The 24,795-nt window shown below is 70.9% G+C and carries 21 protein-coding genes; 18 read left to right on the top strand and 3 right to left on the bottom strand.

What is annotated here, in order from left to right; all coding sequences use genetic code 11:
• The 6 genes from ruvB (at position 1) to ACFYX3_RS20735 (ending at position 7,940) form a co-directional block, all read left to right on the top strand.
• Positions 1-1,089 carry a Holliday junction branch migration DNA helicase RuvB gene (gene ruvB, locus ACFYX3_RS20760; protein ID WP_389015353.1) on the top strand — a complete coding sequence of 363 codons (1,089 nt, stop codon included), beginning with the start codon at positions 1-3 and terminating at the stop codon, positions 1,087-1,089.
• 165 nt (positions 1,090-1,254) lie between these two features.
• Positions 1,255-1,734, top strand: a complete 480-nt coding sequence (yajC, locus tag ACFYX3_RS20755) for a preprotein translocase subunit YajC (RefSeq protein WP_389015350.1) — start codon at positions 1,255-1,257, stop codon at positions 1,732-1,734.
• A gap of 144 nt (positions 1,735-1,878) precedes the next feature.
• Entirely contained in the window at positions 1,879-3,630 is a 1,752-nt protein-coding gene (secD, locus tag ACFYX3_RS20750; protein WP_389015347.1) for a protein translocase subunit SecD, read from the top strand.
• A gap of 1 nt (position 3,631) precedes the next feature.
• On the top strand, positions 3,632-4,702 hold the full coding sequence (gene secF / locus ACFYX3_RS20745) for a protein translocase subunit SecF (RefSeq protein WP_389015344.1): 1,071 nt from the start codon (positions 3,632-3,634) through the stop codon (positions 4,700-4,702).
• The gene (locus ACFYX3_RS20740; protein WP_376585936.1) at positions 4,699-5,250 is read left to right on the top strand and encodes an adenine phosphoribosyltransferase; all 552 of its coding nucleotides are present in this window, start codon (positions 4,699-4,701) and stop codon (positions 5,248-5,250) included. Before secF ends, ACFYX3_RS20740 begins: the two co-directional genes overlap by 4 nt.
• A 227-nt stretch (positions 5,251-5,477) precedes the next feature.
• Positions 5,478-7,940, top strand: coding sequence for a bifunctional (p)ppGpp synthetase/guanosine-3',5'-bis(diphosphate) 3'-pyrophosphohydrolase (locus ACFYX3_RS20735; protein ID WP_359511753.1), 2,463 nt, complete (start codon positions 5,478-5,480; stop codon positions 7,938-7,940).
• Positions 7,941-8,009: 69 nt separating this feature from the next.
• On the opposite strand, the gene ACFYX3_RS20730 is transcribed toward ACFYX3_RS20735, so the two are convergent.
• Positions 8,010-9,239, bottom strand: coding sequence for a DUF349 domain-containing protein (locus ACFYX3_RS20730; RefSeq protein WP_389015339.1), 1,230 nt, complete (start codon positions 9,237-9,239; stop codon positions 8,010-8,012).
• A 225-nt stretch (positions 9,240-9,464) separates the two neighbouring features.
• Positions 9,465-10,262 carry a peptidylprolyl isomerase gene (locus tag ACFYX3_RS20725; RefSeq protein ID WP_389015336.1) on the bottom strand — a complete coding sequence of 266 codons (798 nt, stop codon included), beginning with the start codon at positions 10,260-10,262 and terminating at the stop codon, positions 9,465-9,467.
• Between the two features lie 153 nt (positions 10,263-10,415).
• On the opposite strand from ACFYX3_RS20725, the gene ACFYX3_RS20720 reads away from it, so the two are divergent.
• From ACFYX3_RS20720 to rpsD, 5 genes are all read left to right on the top strand, one after another.
• The gene (locus ACFYX3_RS20720) at positions 10,416-11,123 is read left to right on the top strand and encodes an MBL fold metallo-hydrolase (protein ID WP_359511758.1); all 708 of its coding nucleotides are present in this window, start codon (positions 10,416-10,418) and stop codon (positions 11,121-11,123) included.
• Between the two features lie 10 nt (positions 11,124-11,133).
• A complete protein-coding gene (gene hisS, locus ACFYX3_RS20715; protein ID WP_382660153.1) occupies positions 11,134-12,396 on the top strand; it encodes a histidine--tRNA ligase in 1,263 nt (420 codons plus the stop codon).
• A gap of 132 nt (positions 12,397-12,528) precedes the next feature.
• Positions 12,529-13,155, top strand: coding sequence for a vitamin K epoxide reductase family protein (locus tag ACFYX3_RS20710; protein WP_116162000.1), 627 nt, complete (start codon positions 12,529-12,531; stop codon positions 13,153-13,155).
• Positions 13,156-13,198: 43 nt separating this feature from the next.
• Positions 13,199-14,554, top strand: a complete 1,356-nt coding sequence (locus ACFYX3_RS20705) for a replication-associated recombination protein A (RefSeq protein WP_116162001.1) — start codon at positions 13,199-13,201, stop codon at positions 14,552-14,554.
• A gap of 341 nt (positions 14,555-14,895) precedes the next feature.
• On the top strand, positions 14,896-15,510 hold the full coding sequence (gene rpsD / locus ACFYX3_RS20700) for a 30S ribosomal protein S4 (RefSeq protein WP_041128255.1): 615 nt from the start codon (positions 14,896-14,898) through the stop codon (positions 15,508-15,510).
• A gap of 34 nt (positions 15,511-15,544) precedes the next feature.
• Here rpsD and ACFYX3_RS20695 read toward each other — a convergent pair whose 3' ends face one another.
• On the bottom strand, positions 15,545-17,755 hold the full coding sequence (locus tag ACFYX3_RS20695; RefSeq protein WP_389015330.1) for an ATP-binding protein: 2,211 nt from the start codon (positions 17,753-17,755) through the stop codon (positions 15,545-15,547).
• 158 nt (positions 17,756-17,913) lie between these two features.
• On the opposite strand from ACFYX3_RS20695, the gene ACFYX3_RS20690 reads away from it, so the two are divergent.
• The 7 genes from ACFYX3_RS20690 to ACFYX3_RS20660 all read left to right on the top strand — a co-directional run.
• On the top strand, positions 17,914-18,351 hold the full coding sequence (locus ACFYX3_RS20690; RefSeq protein ID WP_116162003.1) for a DUF948 domain-containing protein: 438 nt from the start codon (positions 17,914-17,916) through the stop codon (positions 18,349-18,351).
• 6 nt (positions 18,352-18,357) lie between these two features.
• The gene (locus ACFYX3_RS20685) at positions 18,358-18,711 is read left to right on the top strand and encodes a DUF6167 family protein (protein WP_376585910.1); all 354 of its coding nucleotides are present in this window, start codon (positions 18,358-18,360) and stop codon (positions 18,709-18,711) included.
• On the top strand, positions 18,711-21,380 hold the full coding sequence (gene alaS / locus ACFYX3_RS20680) for an alanine--tRNA ligase (protein ID WP_389015326.1): 2,670 nt from the start codon (positions 18,711-18,713) through the stop codon (positions 21,378-21,380). Before ACFYX3_RS20685 ends, alaS begins: the two co-directional genes overlap by 1 nt.
• Before the next feature lie 2 nt (positions 21,381-21,382).
• Positions 21,383-21,847 carry a Holliday junction resolvase RuvX gene (ruvX, locus tag ACFYX3_RS20675; RefSeq protein WP_116162006.1) on the top strand — a complete coding sequence of 155 codons (465 nt, stop codon included), beginning with the start codon at positions 21,383-21,385 and terminating at the stop codon, positions 21,845-21,847.
• A gap of 101 nt (positions 21,848-21,948) precedes the next feature.
• Positions 21,949-23,736, top strand: coding sequence for an endolytic transglycosylase MltG (gene mltG, locus ACFYX3_RS20670; protein WP_389015323.1), 1,788 nt, complete (start codon positions 21,949-21,951; stop codon positions 23,734-23,736).
• Positions 23,717-24,559 (top strand): shikimate dehydrogenase, encoded by an 843-nt coding sequence (locus ACFYX3_RS20665; protein WP_389015320.1) that lies wholly within the window; start codon positions 23,717-23,719, stop codon positions 24,557-24,559. The genes mltG and ACFYX3_RS20665 overlap by 20 nt, the downstream gene beginning before the upstream one ends.
• 143 nt (positions 24,560-24,702) lie before the next feature.
• Positions 24,703-24,795 (top strand): chorismate synthase (locus ACFYX3_RS20660; protein WP_352102574.1); only part of this gene is annotated, 93 nt, incomplete at its 3' end.

The raw sequence follows: 24,795 nt of genomic DNA, 5'->3' as shown, positions 1-24,795 counted from the left end.
GTGAACTGGGACGACGAGACGGACACCGCCGCGGAGCGCATCGTCGGGGCCTCCGCCGAGGGTGACGACCAGGCCGTCGAGGCGGCCCTGCGCCCCAAGGACCTCAACGAGTTCGTCGGCCAGGAGAAGGTCCGCCAGCAGCTCGACCTGGTCCTCAAGGCCGCCCGCCAGCGCGGTGCCACCGCCGACCACGTGCTGCTCTCCGGTGCCCCCGGCCTCGGCAAGACCACCCTCTCGATGATCATCGCCGCCGAGATGAACGCGCCGATCCGCATCACCTCGGGCCCCGCCATCCAGCACGCCGGCGACCTCGCCGCGATCCTCTCCTCCCTCCAGGAGGGCGAGATCCTCTTCCTCGACGAGATCCACCGCATGTCCCGGCCCGCCGAGGAGATGCTCTACATGGCGATGGAGGACTTCCGCGTCGACGTCATCGTCGGCAAGGGCCCCGGCGCCACCGCCATCCCGCTCGAACTCCCGCCCTTCACCCTGGTCGGCGCCACCACCCGGGCCGGACTCCTGCCGCCCCCGCTGCGCGACCGCTTCGGCTTCACCGCCCACATGGAGTTCTACGACCCGAGCGAGCTCCAGCGCGTCATCCACCGTTCCGCCGGACTCCTCGACGTCGAGATCGACCCCGACGGCGCCGCCGAGATCGCCGGCCGCTCCCGCGGCACGCCCCGCATCGCCAACCGCCTGCTGCGCCGGGTCCGCGACTACGCCCAGGTCAGGGCCGACGGAGTGGTCACCCGGGAGGTCTCCGAGGCGGCCCTCAGCGTGTACGAGGTGGACAGCCGCGGCCTCGACCGGCTCGACCGCGCGGTCCTGGAGGCCCTGCTCAAGCTCTTCGGCGGCGGACCCGTCGGACTGTCGACCCTCGCGGTCGCCGTCGGGGAGGAGCGCGAGACCGTCGAGGAGGTCGCCGAGCCCTTCCTCGTACGCGAGGGACTGCTGGCCCGTACGCCCCGTGGCCGGGTCGCCACTCCGGCGGCATGGACGCACCTCGGACTGGTTCCACCGCAGGCAGCGGGCCCGGGCGCCGCAGGGTACGGCACGGGAACGGGACAACAGGGGCTCTTCGGGGCGTGACGGTGCGGACACTCGCCCGGACCGGAACCAGGGTGCGATGCTGGACGTTGTTCCATCGATGCGGACTCGCCTAGACTCCGCCGTTGCCGCCCTTTCTGGTCGGCGCGCCCACCCCCGAAGATCAGGCCGCGGGTTCTCCGCGACCGTGCGAAGGAAACCCGTCCCGTGAGCATCGTGACCCTCCTCCCCTTCATCGTCCTCATCGGGGCCATGTTCCTGATGACCCGCTCTGCCAAGAAGAAGCAGCAGGCGGCGGCGCAGATGCGCAACGAGATGCAGCCCGGCACCGGCGTACGGACGATCGGGGGGATGTACGCCACCGTCAAGGAGATCGGCGACGAGACCGTTCTCCTCGAGGTCGCCCCGGGCGTGCACGCGGTCTACGCGAAGAACGCGATCGGCGCGGTCCTCGAGGACTCCGAGTACAACCGGATCGTCCACGGTGACGACGAGGGGTCGGACACCGACACCGTCGTCCCGGACGACGCCTCCTCGCTGACCGAGGCCGCCGAGGCCGAGGGCAAGGACGCGGAGACCGTCGAGGACGCGCCGAAGGCCGACCTGACGAAGAAGTCGGACGCGGCCGAGGCCGCCGCCGAGGGTCAGCAGGACGGCAAGGCCGACGGCGAGGCCGACGCGAAGTAGTCGCGGCCGGGGACCGCGCGCACGCCCACCGGCGAGCGCGGTCCCCGGAACGGTTCCACGTCTGCGGGGGCAGGTCCCCACACACACTTCGTGGCCGTCTCACGCATACCCGGCGTGAGGCGGTTGGACAGGGAGATACGACAGGTGGCAGCACCGAAGAAGGGCCGAGGGCCGGCGGGGGGACAGAGCCGTCCGGGCCGCGCCCTGGCACTCATTCTGATCGCCATGGTCGCGCTCACCGGCGGGATGTTCTGGTCGGGGCACACCACCCCGCGCCTCGGCATCGACCTCGCCGGCGGTACGTCGATCACGCTCAAGGCGAAGGCCGAACCCGGCCAGGAGTCGGCGGTCAACGAGACCAACATGAACACGGCGGTCGGCATCATCGAGCGCCGTGTCAACGGTCTGGGTGTCTCCGAGGCCGAGGTCCAGACGCAGGGCGCCGAGAACATCGTCGTCAACATCCCTCGCGGGACGAACGAGAAGCAGGCCCGCGAGCAGGTCGGCACCACCGCCCAGCTCTACTTCCGGCCCGTTCTCGCCGTGACGAACGGCGCCCCGGCGGCGACGCCGAGCGCCGGCACCTCCGGCTCGCCCACGCCGAAGCCGTCGTCCTCCGCCTCCGGCGCGACCGCGGGTGAGAAGTCGGCCACCCCGACGGCCACCGCCTCCACGCAGGGCCGTGCGCTCACCGAGGCCCTCAAGGCCCCGAGCCCGACGCCCACCGCGAGCTCCTCGGCGAAGCCGAAGGCCACCGGGACCCCGCAGGCGACCCCGAAGCCCGACCCCGCCACCGCTGCGCTGCAGCAGAAGTTCACCGCCCTGAACTGCCTCGACCCCAAGCAGCGCGCCGCCGCCGGCCAGGGCGTCAAGGCGACCGAGCCCACCGTGGCCTGCGGCGAGGACAGCCCGGGCGTCTGGTCGAAGTACCTGCTCGGCCCGGCCGAGGTCAACGGCAAGGACGTCGACGACGCCAAGGGCGTCCTCGACCCGCAGCGCGGCATGTGGATCGTCACCATGAACTTCACGGACGCCGGTTCGAAGAAGTTCCAGTCGATCACCAGCAAGCTGTCGCAGCAGGCCGACCCGCAGAACCGGTTCGCGATCGTCCTGGACGGCGACGTCGTCTCGGCGCCCTCCGTCCGTCAGACGCTCAGCGCCAGCGCGGAGATCTCCGGCAACTTCAACCAGCAGTCCGCGCAGGACCTCGGCAACATCCTGTCGTACGGCGCCCTGCCGCTGACGTTCCAGACCCAGAGCGTCGACACCGTCACCGCCGCGCTCGGCGGTGACCAGCTGCAGGCCGGTCTCATCGCCGGTGCCATCGGTCTCGGCCTGGTCATCATCTACCTGGTCGTCTACTACCGCGGCCTGTCGCTCATCGCCATCCTGAGCCTCGCGGTCTCGGCCCTGCTCACCTACGTGCTCATGGCCCTGCTCGGCCCGGCCATCGGCTTCGCGCTGAACCTGCCGGCCGTCTGCGGCGCCATCGTCGCCATCGGCATCACCGCGGACTCGTTCATCGTGTACTTCGAGCGCATCCGCGACGAGCTGCGCGAGGGCCGCACGCTCCGCCCGGCCGTCGAGCGCGCCTGGCCGCGCGCCCGCCGCACCATCCTGGTCTCCGACTTCGTGTCGTTCCTGGCCGCGGCCGTGCTGTTCATCGTCACCGTCGGCAAGGTCCAGGGCTTCGCGTTCACGCTCGGCCTGACCACCCTGCTCGACATCGTCGTGGTGTTCCTCTTCACCAAGCCGGTCATGACGCTGCTCGCCCGGACCAAGTTCTTCGGCAACGGCCACAAGTGGTCCGGTCTGGACCCGAAGCGGCTCGGCGCGAAGCCGCCGCTGCGCCGCACCCGCCGTGCCCACGCCCCCGTCGACGCGAAGGAGGCGTGAGATGTCGAAGCTCGGCGATCTCGGCGCCCGGCTCCACCGCGGTGAGGTCGGTTACGACTTCATCGGCAACCGCAAGATCTGGTATGGCCTGTCCATCCTGATCACCATCACCGCCATCGTCGCCCTGGCCGTCCGCGGCCTCAACATGGGCATCGAGTTCCAGGGCGGCGCCGTCTTCACCACCCCGAAGACGGACGTCTCCGTCAGTCAGGCCCAGGACTACGCGGAAGAGGCCTCCGGTCACGACGCGATCGTCCAGAAGCTCGGCAACGGCTCCCTGCGCATCCAGGTCGGCGGCCTCGACACCGCGAAGTCCGACCAGGTCCGCGCGGAGCTCTCGAAGGACCTGAACGTCCCCGAGGCCAAGATCGCGGCCGAGCTCGTCGGCCCGAGCTGGGGCGAGCAGATCGCCACCAAGGCCTGGACCGGCCTCGGGGTCTTCATGATCCTCGTGGTGATCTACCTGGCCATCGCCTTCGAGTGGAGAATGGCGGTCGCGGCACTCGTCGCCCTCATCCACGACCTCACGATCACGGTGGGCATCTACTCCCTGGTCGGCTTCGAGGTCACCGTCGGTACGGTCATCGGTCTGCTGACGATCCTCGGCTACTCGCTGTACGACACCGTCGTCGTCTTCGACTCCCTCAAGGAGCAGACGAAGGACATCACCAAGCAGACCCGCTACACCTACAGCGAGCTGGCCAACCGCTCGATCAACGGCACCCTGGTCCGTTCGATCAACACCACCGTCGTCGCGCTGCTGCCGGTCGCCGGCCTGCTCTTCATCGGTGGCGGCGTCCTCGGCGCCGGCATGCTCAACGACATCTCGCTGTCGCTGTTCGTGGGTCTCGCCGCCGGTGCGTACTCCTCGATCTTCATCGCCACCCCGCTCGTGGCGGACCTCAAGGAGCGCGAGCCGTCGATCAAGGCGCTCAGGAAGCGCATCCTGGCCAAGCGCGCCAGCGCCGCCGCCAAGGGCGAGCCGCTGGACGCGGCGGACGACCTGTCAGCCGAGGCCGCCGTCGTGGGTCCCCGCGCGGGCCGTCGCGGCTCCCAGGAGCGCCGAGGATGACCGCCGAGGCCCAGGACGTCACCGCACTCCTGCTCAGCCGCATCCGTGACGTCCCCGACTACCCGAAGCCGGGCGTGCTGTTCAAGGACATCACGCCGCTGCTCGCGGACCCGGACGCGTTCACGGCGCTGACCGACTCCCTCGCCGCACTGTGCTCCGCGCACGGCGCGACGAAGATCGTCGGTCTGGAGGCCCGCGGCTTCATCCTGGCCGCCCCGGTGGCCGTCCGCGCGGGCCTGGGCTTCATCCCGGTCCGCAAGGCCGGCAAGCTCCCCGGCGCCACGCTCCGCCAGGCGTACGAGCTGGAGTACGGCACCGCCGAGATCGAGGTGCACGCCGAGGACCTGGCCGCGGGCGACCGCGTCATGGTCATCGACGACGTCCTCGCCACCGGCGGCACGGCCGAGGCCTCCATCGAGCTGATCCGCCGCGCGGGCGCCGAGGTCGCGGGCGTCGCCGTCCTCATGGAGCTCGGCTTCCTCCCGGGCCGCGCCCGGCTCGAGCCGGCCCTGGGCGGAGCTCCGCTCACGGCGCTGATCACGGTCTGACATCGGGGTTCCCCCCCGATCGGGGCGCTCCGGGGAATCCCCGGGGCGCCCCTCCGCGTTCTCCTGTACGTCCCCGGAGCCCGGGGCGATGCCCCTCCGGAAGCCGCCCGAAACACGGGCGCGTGAGCACAGCCACTCTTGGCTCGATACCATGGCCTTTCCGGGCCTGACCGGGGGACCCGGAACCTCCCCCAGACTCCGTCCGGGGGGACCCCAGAGGAGCGCTCTTGCCCGACGAGGCCCAGTCACTCTCCGCCGCGCAGCCCGACCCGAAGGCCGAGAAGGCCGCGCCGGGGACCGGCACGCCCCAGAACAAGCCAGCGGAGACCAGGCCTTCGCCTGCTGCGCCCGCCCCCGCGCCCGCCGCCCCCGAGCGGCCCGCGCCCGCCCGCTCCGGCGGCTCGTCCAACCGCGTCCGCGCCCGCCTCGCCCGCCTCGGCGTCCAGCGCTCCTCCCCGTACAACCCGGTCCTCGAACCGCTGCTGCGGATCGTCCGCTCCAACGACCCCAAGATCGAGACGGCGACGCTCCGCCAGGTCGAGCGGGCCTACCAGGTCGCCGAGCGCTGGCACCGCGGCCAGAAGCGCAAGAGCGGCGACCCGTACATCACGCACCCGCTCGCCGTCACCACCATCCTCGCCGAGCTCGGCATGGACCCGGCGACCCTGATGGCCGGGCTGCTCCACGACACCGTCGAGGACACCGAGTACGGCCTGGAGGACCTGCGCCGTGACTTCGGCGACCAGGTCACGCTCCTCGTCGACGGCGTCACCAAGCTCGACAAGGTCAGGTTCGGCGAGGCCGCGCAGGCCGAGACCGTCCGCAAGATGGTCGTCGCCATGGCCAAGGACCCGCGCGTCCTGGTCATCAAGCTCGCCGACCGCCTGCACAACATGCGCACCATGCGCTACCTCAAGCGGGAGAAGCAGGAGAAGAAGGCCCGCGAGACCCTCGAGATCTACGCGCCCCTGGCCCACCGCCTGGGCATGAACACCATCAAGTGGGAGCTGGAGGACCTCGCCTTCGCGATCCTCTACCCCAAGATGTACGACGAGATCGTCCGGCTCGTCGCCGAGCGCGCCCCCAAGCGCGACGAGTACCTGGCGATAGTGACCGACGAGGTCCAGGCCGACCTGCGGGCCGCCCGCATCAAGGCCACCGTCACCGGGCGCCCCAAGCACTACTACAGCGTCTACCAGAAGATGATCGTCCGCGGCCGTGACTTCGCGGAGATCTACGACCTGGTCGGCATCCGCGTCCTCGTGGACACCGTCCGCGACTGCTACGCGGCCCTCGGCACCGTCCACGCGCGATGGAACCCGGTCCCCGGCCGGTTCAAGGACTACATCGCGATGCCGAAGTTCAACATGTACCAGTCGCTGCACACGACGGTCATCGGACCCAACGGCAAGCCCGTCGAGCTGCAGATCCGCACCTTCGACATGCACCGGCGCGCCGAGTACGGCATCGCCGCGCACTGGAAGTACAAGCAGGAGGCCGTCGCCGGCGCCTCCAAGGTGCGCACCGACGTGCCGAAGAAGACCGGCAAGGACGACCACCTCAACGACATGGCGTGGCTGCGCCAGCTCCTCGACTGGCAGAAGGAGACCGAGGACCCGGGCGAGTTCCTGGAGTCGCTGCGCTTCGACCTGTCCCGCAACGAGGTCTTCGTCTTCACGCCGAAGGGCGACGTCATCGCGCTGCCCGCCGGCGCCACCCCCGTCGACTTCTCGTACGCGGTCCACACCGAGGTCGGCCACCGCACGATAGGGGCGCGGGTCAACGGGCGGCTCGTACCGCTCGAATCGACCCTCGACAACGGCGACCTGGTCGAGGTCTTCACCTCCAAGGCCGCCGGCGCCGGGCCCTCCCGCGACTGGCTGGGCTTCGTCAAGTCCCCGCGCGCCCGGAACAAGATCCGCGCCTGGTTCTCCAAGGAGCGCCGCGACGAGGCCATCGAGCAGGGCAAGGACGCCATCGCGCGGGCCATGCGCAAGCAGAACCTGCCGATCCAGCGGATCCTGACCGGCGACTCCCTCGTCACCCTCGCCCACGAGATGCGCTACAGCGACATCTCCTCGCTGTACGCGGCGATCGGCGAGGGCCATGTCACGGCCCAGTCCATCGTGCAGAAGCTGGTCCAGGCCCTCGGCGGCGAGGAGGCCGCCACCGAGGACATCGAGGAGGCCGCGCCGCCGACCCGGGGCCGTTCCAAGCGCCGCTCCAGCGCCGACCCCGGCGTCATCGTCAAGGGCGTCGAGGACGTCTGGGTGAAGCTGGCCCGCTGCTGCACGCCCGTGCCCGGCGACCCGATCATCGGCTTCGTCACCCGGGGCAGCGGCGTCTCGGTCCACCGCAGCGACTGCGTCAACGTGGAGTCGCTCTCCCGGGAGCCGGAGCGGATCCTGGAGGTCGAGTGGGCCCCGACCCAGTCCTCGGTCTTCCTCGTCGCCATCCAGGTCGAGGCCCTGGACCGCTCCCGGCTCCTCTCCGACGTCACCCGGGTCCTCTCGGACCAGCACGTCAACATCCTCTCGGCGGCCGTCCAGACCTCCCGCGACCGGGTGGCCACCTCCCGCTTCACCTTCGAGATGGGCGACCCGAAACACCTGGGCCACGTCCTGAAGGCCGTACGGGGCGTGGAGGGCGTCTACGACGTCTACCGCGTGACCTCGGCCCGCAGGCCGTGACCGCTGCCACGAGGAAGGCCCCCCGGCGCGATGCCGGGGGGCCTTCCTCGTACAGCCGGGTTCAGGGCGTCAGCCGCCGAACTCCTCCAGGCCCTTCAGGGCCTGGTCGAGCAGGGCCTGGCGGCCCTCCAGCTCGCGCGCCAGCTTGTCGGCCTTGGCGTCGTTGCCGGCGGCACGGGCCGCGTCGATCTGCTTGCGCAGCTTCTCCACGGCGTCCTGGAGCTGACCGGTCAGGCCCGCGGCACGCGCGCGTGCCTCCGGGTTCGTCCGGCGCCACTCGGCCTCCTCGGCCTCCTGGATCGCCCGCTCCACCGTGTGCATCCGGCCCTCGACCTTGGGACGGGCGTCACGCGGGACGTGGCCGATGGCCTCCCAGCGCTCGTTGAGGGAACGGAAGGCCGCACGCGCCGCCTTCAGGTCCGTCACCGGCACCAGCTTCTCGGCCTCGGTCGCGAGCTCCTCCTTCAGCTTGAGGTTCTCGCCCTGCTCCGCGTCCCGCTCGGCGAAGACCTCGCCGCGCGCCGCGAAGAAGACGTCCTGGGCGCCGCGGAAGCGGTTCCACAGGTCGTCCTCGTGCTCGCGCTGGGCACGGCCGGCCGCCTTCCACTCCGCCATCAGCTCGCGGTAGCGGGCCGCCGTGTTGCCCCAGTCCGTGGAGTTCGACAGCGACTCCGCCTCGGCGACCAGACGCTCCTTCGCCTTGCGGGCGTCCTCGCGCTGGGCGTCGAGCGACGCGAAGTGGGCCTTGCGGCGCTTCGAGAACGCCGAGCGGGCGTGCGAGAAGCGGTGCCACAGCTCGTCGTCGGACTTGCGGTCGAGCCGGGGGAGGCCCTTCCAGGTGTCCACGAGAGCCCGCAGCCGCTCGCCCGCGGAGCGCCACTGCTCGCTCTGGGCCAGCTCCTCGGCCTCGGTGACGAGCTTCTCCTTGGCGGTGCGCGCCTCGTCGGTCTGCTTGGCCTTCTGGGCCTTGCGCTCCTCACGGCGCGAGTCCACCGTCTCGACGAGCTTGTCCAGACGGGTCGCGAGCGCGGCCAGGTCGCCGACGGCGTGGTGCTCGTCGACCTGCTGGCGGATGTGCTCGATCGCCGCGGTGGCGTCCTTCGCCGAGAGGTCGGTGGTCCTCACCCGCTTCTCGAGGAGGCCGATCTCGACAACCAGGCCCTCGTACTTGCGCTCGAAGTAGGCCAGGGCCTCCTCAGGGGTGCCGGCCTGCCACGATCCGACGACCTTCTCACCCTCGGCCGTCCGCACGTACACGGTGCCCGTCTCGTCGACACGGCCCCACGGGTCGCTGCTCACAGCGCCTCCTCACCATGATGCCGTCGCGGGGTCGTACCCCCCGGGCATCGTCCACAGTTTCCCGGCGGGCCTCGCCCGCCTTCCGCAGCGCGGCCGACGGCCCACGCTGCACAACGCCAATCTAGGCGAACGGCGGCCCGGCTGTCCGCACTCAGCGCGACCGAGATTCGACGGTCACGCGCGCGTGCGGAAGGAAAGGTCACGCGCGCGTGCGGACGAGCGGGCTCACTTCTTCGTGACGGTCGCCTTCTCGACGGTGACGGGCTTCTTCGGGGCGCCGTCGCCGGCGCCGCCCTCGACGCCCGCCTTCGCCACGTCCTGGACCGCCTTGAGGCCGGCCGCGTCGATCTTCCCGAAGGGGGTGTAGGTCGGCGGCAGCTTGGTGTCCTTGTAGACGAGGAAGAACTGCGAGCCGCCCGAGCCCGGCTGCCCGGTGTTGGCCATGGCGACCGTGCCGGCCGGGAAGGTCACCGTGCCGTCCGCGCCCGCCTTGCCGAGGGCGCCCAGGTTCTCGTCGGGGATCGTGTAGCCGGGGCCGCCGGTGCCGTCGCCCTTGGGGTCGCCGCACTGGAGCACGTAGATGCCCTGGGTCGTGAGGCGGTGGCACTTGGTCCCGTCGAAGTACTTCTTGTCGGCGAGGTGCTTGAAGGAGTTCACCGTGTGCGGGGTCTTCGCCGCGTCCATGGTGATCGTGATCGCGCCCTCGTTCGTCTTCAGAGCCATGGCGTAGGTGGCCGTCTTGTCGACGGTCAGCTTCGGCTCGGGGCTCTTCGACTCGCTCTGCGTGGGCGTCGGGGTGCCGGTCGGGTTCTCGACCGCCGCGCTGTCCGAGGCCTTCGAGGAGTCGTCCGTCAGCGCCACGGAGGCGTAGACGGCACCGGCCGCGGCCAGTACCACCGCGAGGGAGGCCGCGATGACGGTGTTGCGGCGCTTCGCCTTGCGCCGGTGCTCCTCCCGCCGCTGCTGCTGCCGCGCGTACTTCTCCCTGGCAAGCTGCCGCCGTCGCTGATCGCTGCTGACCACCGGGTCCGCTCCTGTCGCTCGTCTGTTCCTGTCCTGGCCGGATGTGCCCGTACCGTATACGGGTTGGCTGTGGAACCGGCACCGCCGGTAGGCTCTGATCTGCCGCATTCCGTGATTTCCGCGCCACCGGGCCGGACGACCCTAAGGACGAACGTGCTGATTGCCGGGTTCCCCGCCGGGGCCTGGGGGACCAACTGCTATCTGGTCGCCCCCGCCGCAGGCGAGGAGTGCGTGATCATCGACCCGGGCCACCAGGCCGCCCAGGGTGTCGAGGAGACGCTGAAGAAGCATCGGCTCAAGCCCGTCGCCGTCGTCCTCACCCATGGACACATCGACCACGTCGCCTCCGTCGTTCCGGTGTGCGGCGCCCATGACGTCCCCGCGTGGATCCACCCGTCCGACCGCTACATGATGAGCGACCCGGAGAAGGCCCTCGGCCGCTCCATCGGGATGCCCCTCATGGGCGAGCTGACCGTGGGAGAGCCCGACGACGTGCGCGAGCTCACCGACGGCGCTCGGCTGAAGCTCGCCGGTCTCGACTTCTCCGTCGCCCACGCGCCCGGTCATACCAAGGGGTCGGTGACCTTCCGGATGCCCGAGACCACGGAGATCCCCTCCGTGTTCTTCTCCGGGGATCTGCTGTTCGCCGGCTCCATCGGACGCACCGACCTTCCCGGCGGTGACATGGACGAGATGCTCGCGTCGCTGGCCCGCGTGTGCCTGCCGCTCGACAACTCGACCGTGGTCCTGTCGGGACACGGTCCCCAGACGACCATCGGCCAGGAGCGCGCCACGAACCCCTATCTGCGGGACGTGGCCGCCGGCCTCGGGAGCACGGACGCTCCCCGACGAGGAATGTGACGAGATTTCCGTGAGCACCTTCAAGGCCCCCAAGGGCACGTACGACCTGATCCCGCCCTTCTCCGCCAAGTACCTGGCGGTCCGCGAGGCGATCTCCGCGCCGCTGCGGAAGTCCGGCTACGGCTACGTCGAGACCCCCGGCTTCGAGGACGTGAACCTCTTCGCCCGCGGCGTCGGCGAGTCCACCGACATCGTCAGCAAGGAGATGTACGCCTTCGAGACCAAGGGCGGCGACAAGCTCGCGCTGCGTCCCGAGGGCACCGCCTCCGTCCTGCGCGCGGCCCTGGAGGCCAGCCTCCACAAGCAGGGCAACCTGCCGGTCAAGCTCTGGTACTCCGGCTCGTACTACCGCTACGAGCGCCCGCAGAAGGGCCGCTACAGGCACTTCTCCCAGGTCGGCGCCGAGGCGATCGGCGCCGAGGACCCGGCGCTGGACGCCGAGCTGATCATCCTGGCCGACGAGGCGTACCGCTCGCTGGGCCTGCGCAACTTCCGCATCCTGCTGAACTCGCTCGGCGACAAGGAGTGCCGCCCCGTCTACCGCGAGGCCCTGCAGACCTTCCTGCGCGGTCTCGACCTCGACGAGGAGACCCTGCGCCGCGCCGAGATCAACCCGCTGCGCGTCCTCGACGACAAGCGGTCCGACGTCCAGAAGCAGCTGGTCGACGCGCCGCTCCTGCGCGACTACCTGTGCGACGCGTGCAAGGCGTACCACGAGGAGGTGCGCGCCCTGATCACCGCGGCGGGCGTCGTCTTCGAGGACGACCCGAAGCTGGTCCGCGGCCTGGACTACTACACGCGGACCACGTTCGAGTTCGTCCACGACGGTCTCGGCTCGCAGTCCGCGGTCGGCGGCGGCGGCCGCTACGACGGCCTCTCCGAGATGATCGGCGGCCCCGCACTGCCGTCGGTGGGCTGGGCGCTCGGCGTGGACCGCACGGTCCTCGCCCTGGAGGCGGAGGGCGTCGAGCTCGACATCCCGGCCACCACCAGCGTCTTCGCCGTCGCCATCGGCGAGGAGGCCCGCCGGGTGCTGTTCGGCAAGGTCACCGAGCTGCGCAGGGCCGGCATCGCCGCCGACTTCTCCTTCGGCGGCAAGGGCCTCAAGGGCTCGATGAAGGACGCCAACCGCTCCGGCGCCCGCCTCACCGTCGTCGCCGGTGAGCGCGACCTCGCCGAGGGCGTCGTCCAGCTCAAGGACATGGAGTCCGGCGAGCAGCAGGCGGTCGCCGTGGACGCTCTCGTCGAGGCGGTCCGGGCCAAGCTGGCCTGACCCGTCGTACGGAAGGGCCCGGACCACACCCTGGTCCGGGCCCGTCCTTATCTCCGGCGAACGGCCGGACGACAGGTCGGTGTTGCAGAATGACCGTGCCCACAAGGCCGGTCGAGCGAGGGAACAGGTGACATGGCGAAGGCAGCGGTGGACGAGATCGGGTCCGGCCGGGACGGCGGCGGCACGATCGGGGCGAGCCGTGCCTTCTCCTGGCTCCTCGTGATCACCGGAGCGGCCGGACTGCTCGCCGCCTGGGTCATCACGATCGACAAGTTCAAGCTGCTCGAGGACCCCAACTTCACCCCGGGGTGCAGCCTCAACCCGATCGTCTCCTGCGGGAACATCATGAAGAGCGAGCAGGCCTCGGTCTTCGGCTTCCCGAACCCGATGCTCGGCCTCGTCACGTACGCCATGGTGATCGCGATCGGCGTGGGCCTGCTCGCCGGCGCCCGCTACCGCCGCTGGTACTGGCTCGGCCTCAACGCCGGAACGCTGTTCGGCGTCGGCTTCTGCACCTGGCTGATGTACCAGTCGCTGTACGAGATCAACTCGCTCTGCCTGTGGTGCTGCCTCGCCTGGGTCGCCACCATCGTCATGTTCTGGTACGTGACCTCGCACAACGTGCGCCTCGGCGTGATCCCCGCCCCCGGCGGCCTCAAGACCTTCTTCGACGAGTTCACCTGGATCCTGCCCGTCCTGCACATCGGGATCATCGGCATGCTGATCCTGACCCGCTGGTGGGACTTCTGGACCAGCTGAGCCGGGGCGGCTCTGTCAGCGCCCTGACTTAGGCTTCATCACTGTGGAGCCCGACCTCTTTACCGCAGCAGCCGAAGACCGCCAGGAGAAGGACCCGGCCAGCAGCCCGCTGGCCGTCCGGATGCGCCCCCGCACCCTCGACGAGGTGGTGGGCCAGCAGCACCTGCTCAAGCCCGGATCCCCGCTGCGCCGACTCGTCGGCGACGGGGACGGCGGCCCCGCCGGCGCCTCCTCGGTGATCCTCTGGGGGCCGCCCGGAATCGGGAAGACCACCCTGGCGTACGTCGTCTCGAAGGCCACGAACAAGCGCTTCGTCGAGCTCTCCGCGATCACCGCCGGCGTCAAGGAGGTCCGGGCCGTCATCGACGGCGCCCGGCGCGCGGTCGGCGGCTACGGCAAGGAGACCGTCCTCTTCCTCGACGAGATCCACCGCTTCTCCAAGGCCCAGCAGGACTCGCTCCTGCCTGCCGTCGAGAACCGCTGGGTGACGCTGATCGCCGCCACCACCGAGAACCCCTACTTCTCCGTGATCTCCCCGCTCCTCTCCCGCTCCCTGCTGCTCACCCTGGAGCCGCTGACCGACGAGGACCTCAAGGGCCTGATGGCCCGGGCGCTCACCGGTGAGCGAGGGCTCGGCGGGGCCGTGACCCTGCCGGAGGACGCCGAGGCGCACCTGCTGCGCGTCGCCGGCGGCGACGCCCGGCGGGCCCTGACCGCTCTCGAGGCGGCGGCGGGCGCGGCGATCGCCAAGGGCGAGGCGGAGATCACCCTCCAGACCGTGGAGGAGACCGTCGACCGCGCGGCCGTGAAGTACGACCGGGACGGCGACCAGCACTACGACGTGGCGAGCGCGCTCATCAAGTCGATCCGCGGCTCGGACGTGGACGCGGCCCTGCACTACCTGGCGCGGATGATCGAGGCGGGGGAGGACCCGCGCTTCATCGCCCGCCGCCTGATGATCTCCGCGAGCGAGGACATCGGGCTCGCCGACCCGAACGCCCTGCCGATCGCCGTCGCCGCCGCCCAGGCCGTCGCCATGATCGGCTTCCCCGAGGCCGCTCTCACCCTGAGCCACGCCACCATCGCCCTGGCACTGGCCCCCAAGTCGAACTCCGCGACGACCGCGATCGGCGCCGCCCTCGCCGACGTGCGGAACGGGCTCGCGGGCTCGGTCCCGCCGCATCTGCGCGACGGCCACTACAAGGGCGCGGCCAAGCTCGGCCACGCCCAGGGCTATGTGTACCCGCACGACGTGCCGGGCGGTATCGCGGCCCAGCAGTACGCCCCGGACACGATCCACGGCCGCCAGTACTACGAGCCCACCCGCTACGGCGCGGAGGCGCGGTACGCGGACGTGGTGGAGCGGGTGCGCGAGCGGCTGAAGGGCGAGGGGGGCTGACACTCCGCACCTCCCGGACCCGGTACACTGGTCCGGATCGCTGCGTCCCGTGCCCGACTCCGGTCGGCACCACCAGAACGGGACAGTCAGCCGGAGACCCGGCCCCCGGGCGGGGTTTCCAGGAGCGTCGCGCACCTTCGAAGGTGTCGCGGGCCACCCATCACCACCCGGATTCCCGGGAGCGGCGGTGGGTCGTTCGCGTGCTGCACGTATGTGCCCAGACCTGGGAGCGGCTGCCCGCCACGTCCGTCCCGTACGGACAGGACGGGTTTCCCGGGCTGCGGATGCGACCTCCCCTAACCCTGGTGAAGCCGTATTCGTACAGATAGAGAGGTTGGTTCATGGCGAACCAGTCCCGTCCCAAGGTCAAGAAGTCGCGTGCCCTCGGCATCGCGCTGACCCCGAAGGCCGTCAAGTACTTCGAGGCCCGCCCCTACCCGCCGGGCGAGCACGGCCGTGGCCGCAAGCAGAACTCGGACTACAAGGTCCGTCTGCTCGAGAAGCAGCGTCTGCGCGCCCAGTACGACATCAGCGAGCGCCAGATGGCGCGCGCCTACGACCGCGCCAAGAAGGCCGAGGGCAAGACGGGCGAGGCGCTGGTCGTCGAGCTCGAGCGTCGCCTCGACGCCCTGGTCCTGCGTTCGGGCATCGCCCGCACCATCTACCAGGCCCGCCAGATGGTCGTGCACGGTCACATCCAGGTCAACGGTGGCAAGGTCGACAAGCCGTCGTTCCGTGTCCGTCCGGACGACGTCGTCATGGTCCGCGAGCGCAGCCGCAACAAGCCGCTGTTCGAGATGGCCCGTGAGGGTGGCTTCGCCGCCGACGGCGAGACCCCGCGCTACCTGCAGGTCAACCTGAAGGCCCTGGCCTTCCGCCTCGACCGCGACCCGAACCGCAAGGAAATCCCGGTCATCTGCGACGAGCAGCTGGTCGTCGAGTACTACGCCCGCTGATCTCAGCGCTGGAGTAGTACCACCCTCGCGGTGTTCAGCCCGCCGCTTCCCCGCCCTTTCCGGTGGGGGAGCCGGCGGGCTTCCGCGTTCCCGGGACCGCCGCCGACCTGCCCGTACGGAACGGACGCGGGGCCGTCGCGTCCCTCGGGGCGCCGAGGGACGGATCCCGGCGCCCGGCGAGCGCGCGCTCCACGACCGCGTCGAGCGACAGACGGCGGCCCTCCTGGACCGCGGCACCGAAGGCCTCCGCGCCCAGGACCTCAACCGCCCGCCGCTCGCACAGGGCCCTCGGCCCGTCGAAGGCCTCCGAGCCGAACAGCCGGATGCCCACCGTGTCCCACACCGGCACCGCGGCCCCCTGGAGGACCGCGGCCTCCGCCGGATCCCCCTCGCTGACCGTCACGAGCGCGAGCAGCTCGATCGCCAGGACGAGACCGACCAGGTCACGGAAGGTGTGGTTGATCGAGACGCACTCGGTGAGCAGCTCCCGCGCCTCCCCGAACGCGTCCCGGGTCCACGCCGAGAACGCCAGGACGTAGAGGGCGTAGGCCCGGGTCCACAGCTCCCCGCGCTCCTCGCAGACCTCCCGTACCTCCCGGCAGATCGCGACCGCTCCCTCCAGGTCGCCCCGGAAGGCCAGCGCCATCGCCACCTCGACCCGCCCCATCAGGACGTTGCTGTTCAGCTCGCCGAGCTCCCGGTAGGAGTCGAGGGCCCGCCCGATCAGCGACTCGGCCCGCGGCAGATCGTCCGAGAGCAGCGCGAGACAGCCCATCCGGTGCGTCGCGTACGCCTCCGCCAGCGCGTTCCGCGAGGAACGGGCCCGCTCCCCGCACTCGTGGAGAGCCGCCACCGCCGCCGTGCCGTCCCCCTGCAGGACCGTCACGTAGCCGAGCACCCACAGCGCCTTGAGCCGTGCCTCCTCGTGCCCCGACTCCAGCGCGACCGCCCGCTCCAGCCAGTGCCGTCCCTCCGACAGGCGCCCGCAGCCCACCCAGGCGAACCAGAGCGTGCCCGCCAGGTGCTGGGCGAGGTGCGCGTCGTCCGGGAGTTCGAGGCACAGGTCGAGCGCCGCCCGCAGATTGGGCAGCGCCGCGTCCGTACGGGCCGCCACCTCCGGCTGGCGCGGGCTGAACCACTCCAGTTCGCACCAGGTGGCCAGACCCATGTACCAGTCGCGGTGCCGGCGCCGCATCCGCTCCGTGTCGCCGAGCGCCGCCAGCCACTCCGCCCCGTACGCGGCGACCGTGTCCAGAAGGCGGTAGGCGGGGCCCGCCGGTGTGTCCTCCCGCGACACGAGCGACTGCGCGAGCAGGCCCCCGAGGTGGTCGAGGATCCGCTCCGGCGGCAGCTCCCGGCTCCCGCACACGTACTCCACCGCCTCCAGGTCGAAGGGACCGGCGAAGACCGAGAGCCGTGCCCAGAGCAGCCGCTCCTCCGGGGTGCACAGCTCATGGCTCCAGCCGATCGCGGTGCGCAGCGTCTGATGGCGGGGGAGCACCCCGCGCTCGCCGTCCGCCAGGAGCCGGAAGCGGTCGTCGAGGCGGAGCAGCATCTGCTCGACCGTGAGGAGGGGGAGGCGGCCCGCGGCCAGTTCGAGGGCGAGCGGGATCCCGTCGAGCCGCCGGCACAGCTCCCGCACGGCCTCGGGACCGGTCGGCGGGACGGCCGGGAGGTCCGGTTCACCAGGGCCCGCGGGGAGACTCCCGGTCACCGGCGCCCCCGCCTCCGCCGCCCGCTCGGCGAGCAGCGCCATCGCGTCCGCCTCGTCCATGGGGGCCAGCGGGAACACCGACTCGCCCGCCACCCGCAGCGGCCGCCGGCCGGCCGCGAGCACCGTGAGGCCCGGCGCGTGCGCCAGGAGCTCCCGCAGCAGCGGCGCGCAGGCCTCCACCAGGTGCTCGAACCCGTCCACCACCAGCAGCATCCGCCGCTCCGCGAGATGCTCGACGAGGACCTCGCGCGGGGCCCTCGGTGTGTGGTCGGTCAGCCCGAGCGCCTCCACCAGGGCGTACGCCACCAGGTCCGGGTCGCGCAGCGGCGCGAGCTCGGCCAGCCGGACCCCTTCGCCGTAGCGTTTCTGCGCCCCCGCGGCAGCCCGCAGCGCGAGCCGTGTCTTGCCGACACCACCCACGCCCACGACCGTGACCAGGCGGGACGTCTGGAGGAGCGCCGTCAGCGCGGCCTCCTCGGCGGCCCGTCCGACGAACCGGTTCAGCTCCGCCGGGAGATTGCTCCGTCGCATGGGACACGGAGCGTACTCACCCGCGCGCGCTCCGTACAATCGAGATCGCGTAACCGCCGTCCCACGGGCGGTAATGCGGTACGGCAGGACAGCCCGGGCGCGATAGGGTCGGGGGACGACTTTTCACAAGGCCCATCGACAGCAGAGAGCGGTGCACAGTGACCGGTGGAGAGGTTGCCGGGATCCTGGTGGCCGTGTTCTGGGCGATCCTCGTCTCCTTCCTCGCCGTGGCACTGGTGAGGCTGGCGCAGACGCTCAGGGCGACCACCAAGCTGGTGGCGGACGTGACCGAGCAGGCCGTTCCCCTGCTGGCCGAGGCGTCCGCGACCGTGCGCTCGGCGCAGACCCAGCTCGACCGGGTCGACGCCATCGCCTCGGACGTCCAGGAGGTCACCTCCAACGCCTCCGCGCTGTCCACGACCGTCGCCTCCACCTTCGGCGGCCCGCTCGTCAAGGTGGCCGCCTTCGGCTACGGCGTCCGCAGGGCGCTCGGCCGGGGCCGTGAGGCGGAGGGGGCGCCGATGGCGTCCGACCGCCGTACTGTGATCGTCGGCCGTACCGTGCCGTCCTCGCGACGCCGGAAGCAGAAGGGCTGAGCCGCGATGTTCCGCCGCACGTTCTGGTTCACGGCCGGCGCAGCCGCCGGCGTGTGGGCCACCACCAAGGTCAACCAGAAGCTGAAGCAGCTGACCCCCGAGAGCCTCGCGGCCCAGGCGGCGAACAAGGCCGTCGAGACCGGGCACCGGCTCAAGGACTTCGCCCTCGACGTGAGGGCGGGCATGCTCCAGCGCGAGGCCGAGCTGGGCGACGCGCTCGGCCTGGCAGCACCGGCGGAGCACGGCCGGGAGCTCCCGGAGCCGCGCCGCAGGGCCGCGCTCGGCCCGGTCACGTACCCGACCACCGCTTCGTTTTCCAAGATCCCCACGAGTTCGTACAACCGGAATGAGGACCACTGATGGAGTCGGCTGAAATCCGCCGCCGCTGGCTGAGCTTCTTCGAGGAGCGCGGGCACACCGTCGTCCCTTCGGCGTCGCTCATCGCGGACGACCCGACTCTGCTGCTCGTCCCGGCCGGCATGGTGCCGTTCAAGCCCTACTTCCTGGGCGAGGTCAAGCCGCCCTTCACGCGCGCCTCCAGCGTGCAGAAGTGCGTGCGCACGCCGGACATCGAGGAGGTCGGCAAGACCACCCGGCACGGCACGTTCTTCCAGATGTGCGGCAACTTCTCCTTCGGCGACTACTTCAAGGAAGGCGCCATCAAGCTCGCCTGGGAGCTGCTGACCACCCCGGTGGAGCACGGCGGCTACGGGCTCGAGCCGGAGAAGCTCTGGATCACCGTCTACCAGGAGGACGACGAGGCCGAGCAGATCTGGCGTGACGTCGTCGGCGTCCCGGCCGAGCGCATCCAGCGCCTCGGCAAGAAGGACAACTACTGGTCCATGGGCGTCCCCGGCCCCTGCGGCCCCTGCTCCGAGATCAACTACGACCGCGGCCCCGACTTCGGCGTCGAGGGCGGCCCGGCCGTCAACGACGAGCGGTACGTGGAGATCTGGAACCTGGTCTTCATGCAGTACGAGCGCGGTGAGGGCTCGGGCAAGGACGACTTCCCGATCCTCGGCGAGCTCCCGTCGAAGAACATCGACACGGGCCTTGGCCTGGAGCGCCTGGCGATGATCCTCCAGGGCGTCCAGAACATGTACGAGACGGACACCCTCAAGGTCGTCATCGACAAGGCCACCGAGCTCACCGGCGTCCAGTACGGCAAGGCCCACGACAGCGACGTCTCGCTCCGCGTGGTCGCCGACCACATGCGCACGTCCGTCATGCTCATCGGCGACGGCGTCACTCCCGGCAACGAGGGCCGCGGCTACGTGCTGCGCCGCATCATGCGCCGCGCCGTCCGCAACATGCGCCTGCTCGGCGCCACCGGCCCGGTCGTCCAGGACCTCGTCGACACCGTGATCGACACGATGGGCGAGCAGTACCCGGAGCTGGTCACGGACCGCAAGCGCATCGAGACCGTCGCCCTCGCCGAAGAGGCCGCCTTCCTGAAGGCCCTCAAGGGCGGCACGAACATCCTCGACACCGCCGTCACCGAGACCAAGGCCGCCGGCGGCACGGTCCTCGCCGGCGAGAAGGCCTTCCTGCTCCACGACACCTGGGGCTTCCCGATCGACCTCACCCTGGAGATGGCCGCCGAGCAGGGCCTCTCCGTGGACGAGGACGGCTTCCGCCGCCTGATGAAGGAGCAGCGGGACCGGGCCAAGGCCGACGCCAAGGCCAAGAAGACCGGCCACGCCGACATGACCGCGTACCGGGAGATCGCCGACTCCAACGGCGCCACCCAGTTCACGGGCTACACCAACACCGAGGGCGAGACCACGGTCGTCGGCCTCCTCGTGAACGGCGTCCCCTCGCCGGCCGCCTCCGAGGGCGACGAGGTCGAGGTCGTCCTCGACCGCACCCCGTTCTACGCCGAGGGCGGCGGTCAGATCGCCGACCAGGGCCGCATCAAGCTGCACAGCGGTGCCGTCATCGAGGTCCGCGACGTCCAGCAGCCGGTCCCGGGCGTCTCGGTCCACAAGGGCTCCGTGCAGGTCGGCGAGGTGACCGTGGGCTCCACCGCCTACGCCACCATCGACGTCAAGCGCCGCCGGGCCATCGCCCGCGCCCACTCCGCCACGCACCTGACGCACCAGGCCCTGCGTGACGCCCTCGGCCCGACGGCCGCCCAGGCCGGTTCCGAGAACCAGCCCGGCCGCTTCCGCTTCGACTTCGGCTCGCCGAACGCCGTTCCCGGCGCCGTCCTCACCGACGTCGAGCAGAAGATCAACGAGGTCCTCTCGCGCGAGCTGGAGGTCCACGCCGAGGTCATGCCGATCAACGAGGCCAAGCGCCAGGGCGCCATCGCCGAGTTCGGCGAGAAGTACGGCGAGCAGGTCCGCGTCGTCACCATCGGCGACTTCTCCAAGGAGCTGTGCGGCGGCACGCACGTCGGCAACACCGCCCAGCTGGGCCTGGTGAAGCTGCTCGGCGAGTCGTCCATCGGTTCCGGCGTGCGCCGCATCGAGGCCCTCGTCGGTGTCGACGCGTACAACTTCCTCGCCCGTGAGCACACGGTCGTCGCCCAGCTCCAGGAGCTCGTCAAGGGCCGCCCGGAGGAGCTGCCGGAGAAGATCTCCACCATGCTCGGCAAGCTGAAGGACGCCGAGAAGGAGATCGAGAAGTTCCGCGCGGAGAAGGTCCTCCAGGCCGCCGCCGGTCTCGTCGACTCCGCCCGCGACATCCGCGGCGTCGCCCTCGTCACCGGGCAGGTCCCGGACGGCACCGGCGCCGACGACCTGCGCAAGCTGGTCCTCGACGTCCGCGGCCGCATCCCGTCCGACCGCCCGGCGGTCGTGGCCCTGTTCACCACGGTCGGCGGCAAGCCGCTGACGGTCATCGCCACCAACGAGGCCGCCCGCGAGCGCGGTCTCAAGGCCGGCGAGCTCGTCCGTACGGCCGCCAAGACCCTCGGCGGCGGTGGCGGCGGCAAGCCGGACGTCGCCCAGGGCGGCGGCCAGAACCCGGAGGCCGTCGGCGAGGCCATCGCCGCCGTCGAACGTCTCGTGGTGGAGACGGCGTGACGATGCGCCGCGGCCGCCGTCTCGCGGTCGACGTCGGGGACGCCCGGATCGGGGTCGCCTCGTGCGACCCCGACGGGGTCCTCGCGACGCCGGTGGAGACCGTGCCGGGACGTGACGTCCCGGCCGCCCACCGGCGGCTCCGCCAGATCGTCGAGGAGTACGAGCCGATCGAGGTCGTCGTGGGCCTGCCCCGCTCGCTCAGCGGGCGGGAGGGCCCGGCCGCGACCAAGGTCCGCGCCTTCGCCGGCGAGATGGCCAAGGGCATCGCCCCGATCCCGGTCCGTCTCGTCGACGAGCGGATGACCACCGTCACCGCGACCCAGGGTCTGCGGGCCTCGGGCGTGAAGGCGAAGAAGGGGCGGTCCGTCATCGACCAGGCCGCCGCTGTGATCATCCTTCAGAACGCTCTTGAGTCCGAACGGGTATCAGGTAATCCGCCCGGTGAGGGCGTCGAAGTGGTCATCTGATCGCGATACGGTAACGTTCCGCGCGATGCGGCGGTGTTCGAACAGCTGCCGCACTACGTAGAGGCGGATCGTCCGGAAGCCTCGCGGCTGTTTGGGGATCGATGACTGAGTATGGCCGGGGCCCTGGCTCCGAACCGTGGCACCCGGGGGACCCGCTCTACGGGGACCAGGGGTGGGAGGGCCAGCAGCAGTACCCGCAGTCGCAGCAGGCGAGCCAGTACGGCCACGGCGGCCAGGGCTACGTGGACCCGTACGGCCAGGGGTACGGGGGTGACCCGTACCAGCAGCAGGGGCAGCAGTACCAGCAGCAGCCTCAGCAGCAGTACGAGCAGCAGCCTCAGCAGCAGTACGTCGATCCTCAGTACCAGCAGCAAGAGCAGTACCAGCAGCAACAGCAGCAGTACCAGCAGCAGTACGGGACGGGGTACCCGGGCGGCGGTTACGACACGCCCGGGAGCCTCGGACAGCAGTACGACGGCAACTGGGAGAGCGGCCAGGCGGCGATGGCCTACGGCGCGCCCCCGGCCGATCCGTACGGCGGTCAGAACCCCGACCTCTACGGCACGCCCGAGGCCTATCCGCCGCCCCAGCCGCCCGGCCGCCGACAGAACCCGCCGGAGCCGGTCGTCGACTGGGCGCCGGAGGAAGAGACGCACCCGGAGCCGGAGCCGGAGGAGGAGAAGCATCCCTTCTTCACCGGTGAGGACGACGAGGGCGACGAGGACGACGACTACGACGAGGAGCCGGGCCGCGGGCGCGGCCGCGGCTCCCGTGACGACGACCGCGAGCGCCGGAGCAAAGCGAAGAAACGCAAAGGCAAGAACGGCGTGGCCTGCCTGGTCGTCGCCGCTGTCCTGATCGGCGGTGTGGGCGGCATCGGCTACTTCGGCTACAAGTTCTGGCAGGGCCAGTTCGGTGCGGCGCCCGACTACGCGGGCGGCGGCAGCGGGGTCGTCCAGGTCGAGATCCCGAAGGACGCCGGCGGCTACGAGATCGGCAACATCCTCAAGAAGGCCGGCGTCGTCAAGAGCGTCGACGCCTTCGTCTCCGCCCAGCAGAAGAACCCCCGGGGCCTCTCGATCCAGGCGGGCGCGTACACGCTGAAGAAGGAGATGTCGGCGGACAGCGCGGTCACGCTGATGCTGGACCCGGCGAGCCAGGCCAACCTCATCATCCCCGAGGGCAAGCGGAACGCCTGGGTGTACGAGAAGCTGGACGAGCGTCTCGACCTTGCGCCCGGCACCACGAAGAAGATCGCTTTCGCGAAGGCGGACTCGCTCGGCCTGCCCGAATGGGCCAAGAACCACGAGGAGCTCAAGGACCCGCTGGAAGGGTTCCTCTTCCCCGCGAGCTACCCGGTCGCCAAGGGCACCAAGCCCGAGGACGCCCTGCGCAAGATGGTGTCCCGCGCGAACCAGGAGTACCTCAAGCTGGACCTCGACGCGAAGGCGAAGGCGCTCGGCGTCAAGGGTCCTTGGGAGCTCGTCACGGTCGCGAGCCTGGTCCAGGCGGAGGGCAAGACCCACGAGGACTTCCGCAAGATGGCGGAGGTCGTCTACAACCGCCTGAAGCCGAGCAACATGGAGACCGTCCAGCTGCTGCAGTTCGACTCGACCCTCAACTACCTGAAGGGTCAGAGCAACATCAAGATCTCCGAGCAAGAGGCGAACACCAACACCGACCCGTACAACACGTACAAGCACAAGGGACTGCCGCCGGGACCGATCGGCAACCCTGGCAACGAGGCGCTGGCTGCCATGCTCAACCCGACGAGCGACGGCTGGCTCTACTTCGTCGCCACCGACGGCATGAACAAGACCGAATTCGCGAAGACCCTGGCCGAGCACAACAGGTTGAAGGAAAAGTTCAATGCCAACACGGGCCAGTGAGACGCGCCGCCGGGCGGCCGTCCTCGGATCGCCCATCGCCCACTCGCTCTCCCCGGTCCTGCACCGGGCCGCGTACGCCGAGCTCGGGCTCGACGACTGGGCGTACGACCGCTTCGAGGTCGACGAGGCCGGGCTGCCCGGCTTCGTCGGCGAACTGGACGGCAGCTGGGCCGGGCTCTCGCTGACCATGCCGCTCAAGCGGGCGATCATCCCGCTGCTCGACGAGATCAGCGACACGGCCGCCTCCGTGGAAGCCGTCAACACCGTCGTCTTCCGTGAGGACGGGCGCCGGGTCGGCGACAACACCGACATCCCCGGCATGATCGCCGCCCTGCGCGAGCGGGGCGTCGAGAAGGTGGAGGCGGCGGCCGTCCTCGGTGCCGGCGCCACCGCCTCCTCCGCGCTCGCCGCCCTCGCCCGGATCTGCGCGGGCCCCGTCACCGCGTACGTACGGAGCGAGGCGCGCGCCGAGGAGATGCGCGGCTGGGGCGAGCGGCTCGGCGTGGACGTCCGTACGGCCGACTGGGAGCGGGCGGCGGAGGCCTTCGAGGCGCCGCTGGTCATCGCGACCACCCCGGCCGGCACCACCAACGCCCTGGCGACCGCCGTCCCCGACCGCGTCGGCACGCTCTTCGACGTCCTGTACGACCCCTGGCCGACGGCACTCGCCGCCGCCTGGTCCGACCACGGCGGCAAGGTCGTCGGCGGCCTCGACCTCCTCGTCCACCAGGCCGTCCTCCAGGTCGAGCAGATGACGGGCGCCCCGAAGGCCCCGCTCGCGGCCATGCGGGCGGCGGGGGAGCAGGCGCTGGCGGCTCGGTAGGTCCGAATCTGATCAAGTCGCGTCCGATAGCTGGACCGGAGGGCGGGTTCGTCCCCCGGACGTGGGAGGATCGGGGTTGGCGGGCCCGGGCCGCGCACCCGGCCGCTCGTCGCAGTGCCCAGGCGCGAGCATGAGGAGCATCGTTGAGCAGGTTGCGTTGGCTGACCGCTGGGGAATCCCACGGACCCGCGCTGGTCGCGACGCTGGAGGGTCTTCCCGCCGGTGTCCCGGTCACC

It is taken from the genome of Streptomyces sp. NPDC002463 (assembly GCF_042889835.1).
Classification (GTDB): Bacteria; Actinomycetota; Actinomycetes; order Streptomycetales; family Streptomycetaceae; genus Streptomyces; species Streptomyces nymphaeiformis.
The sequence above is the reverse complement of the archived record's forward strand: the minus strand, read 5'-3'. Positions and strand labels throughout refer to the sequence as shown.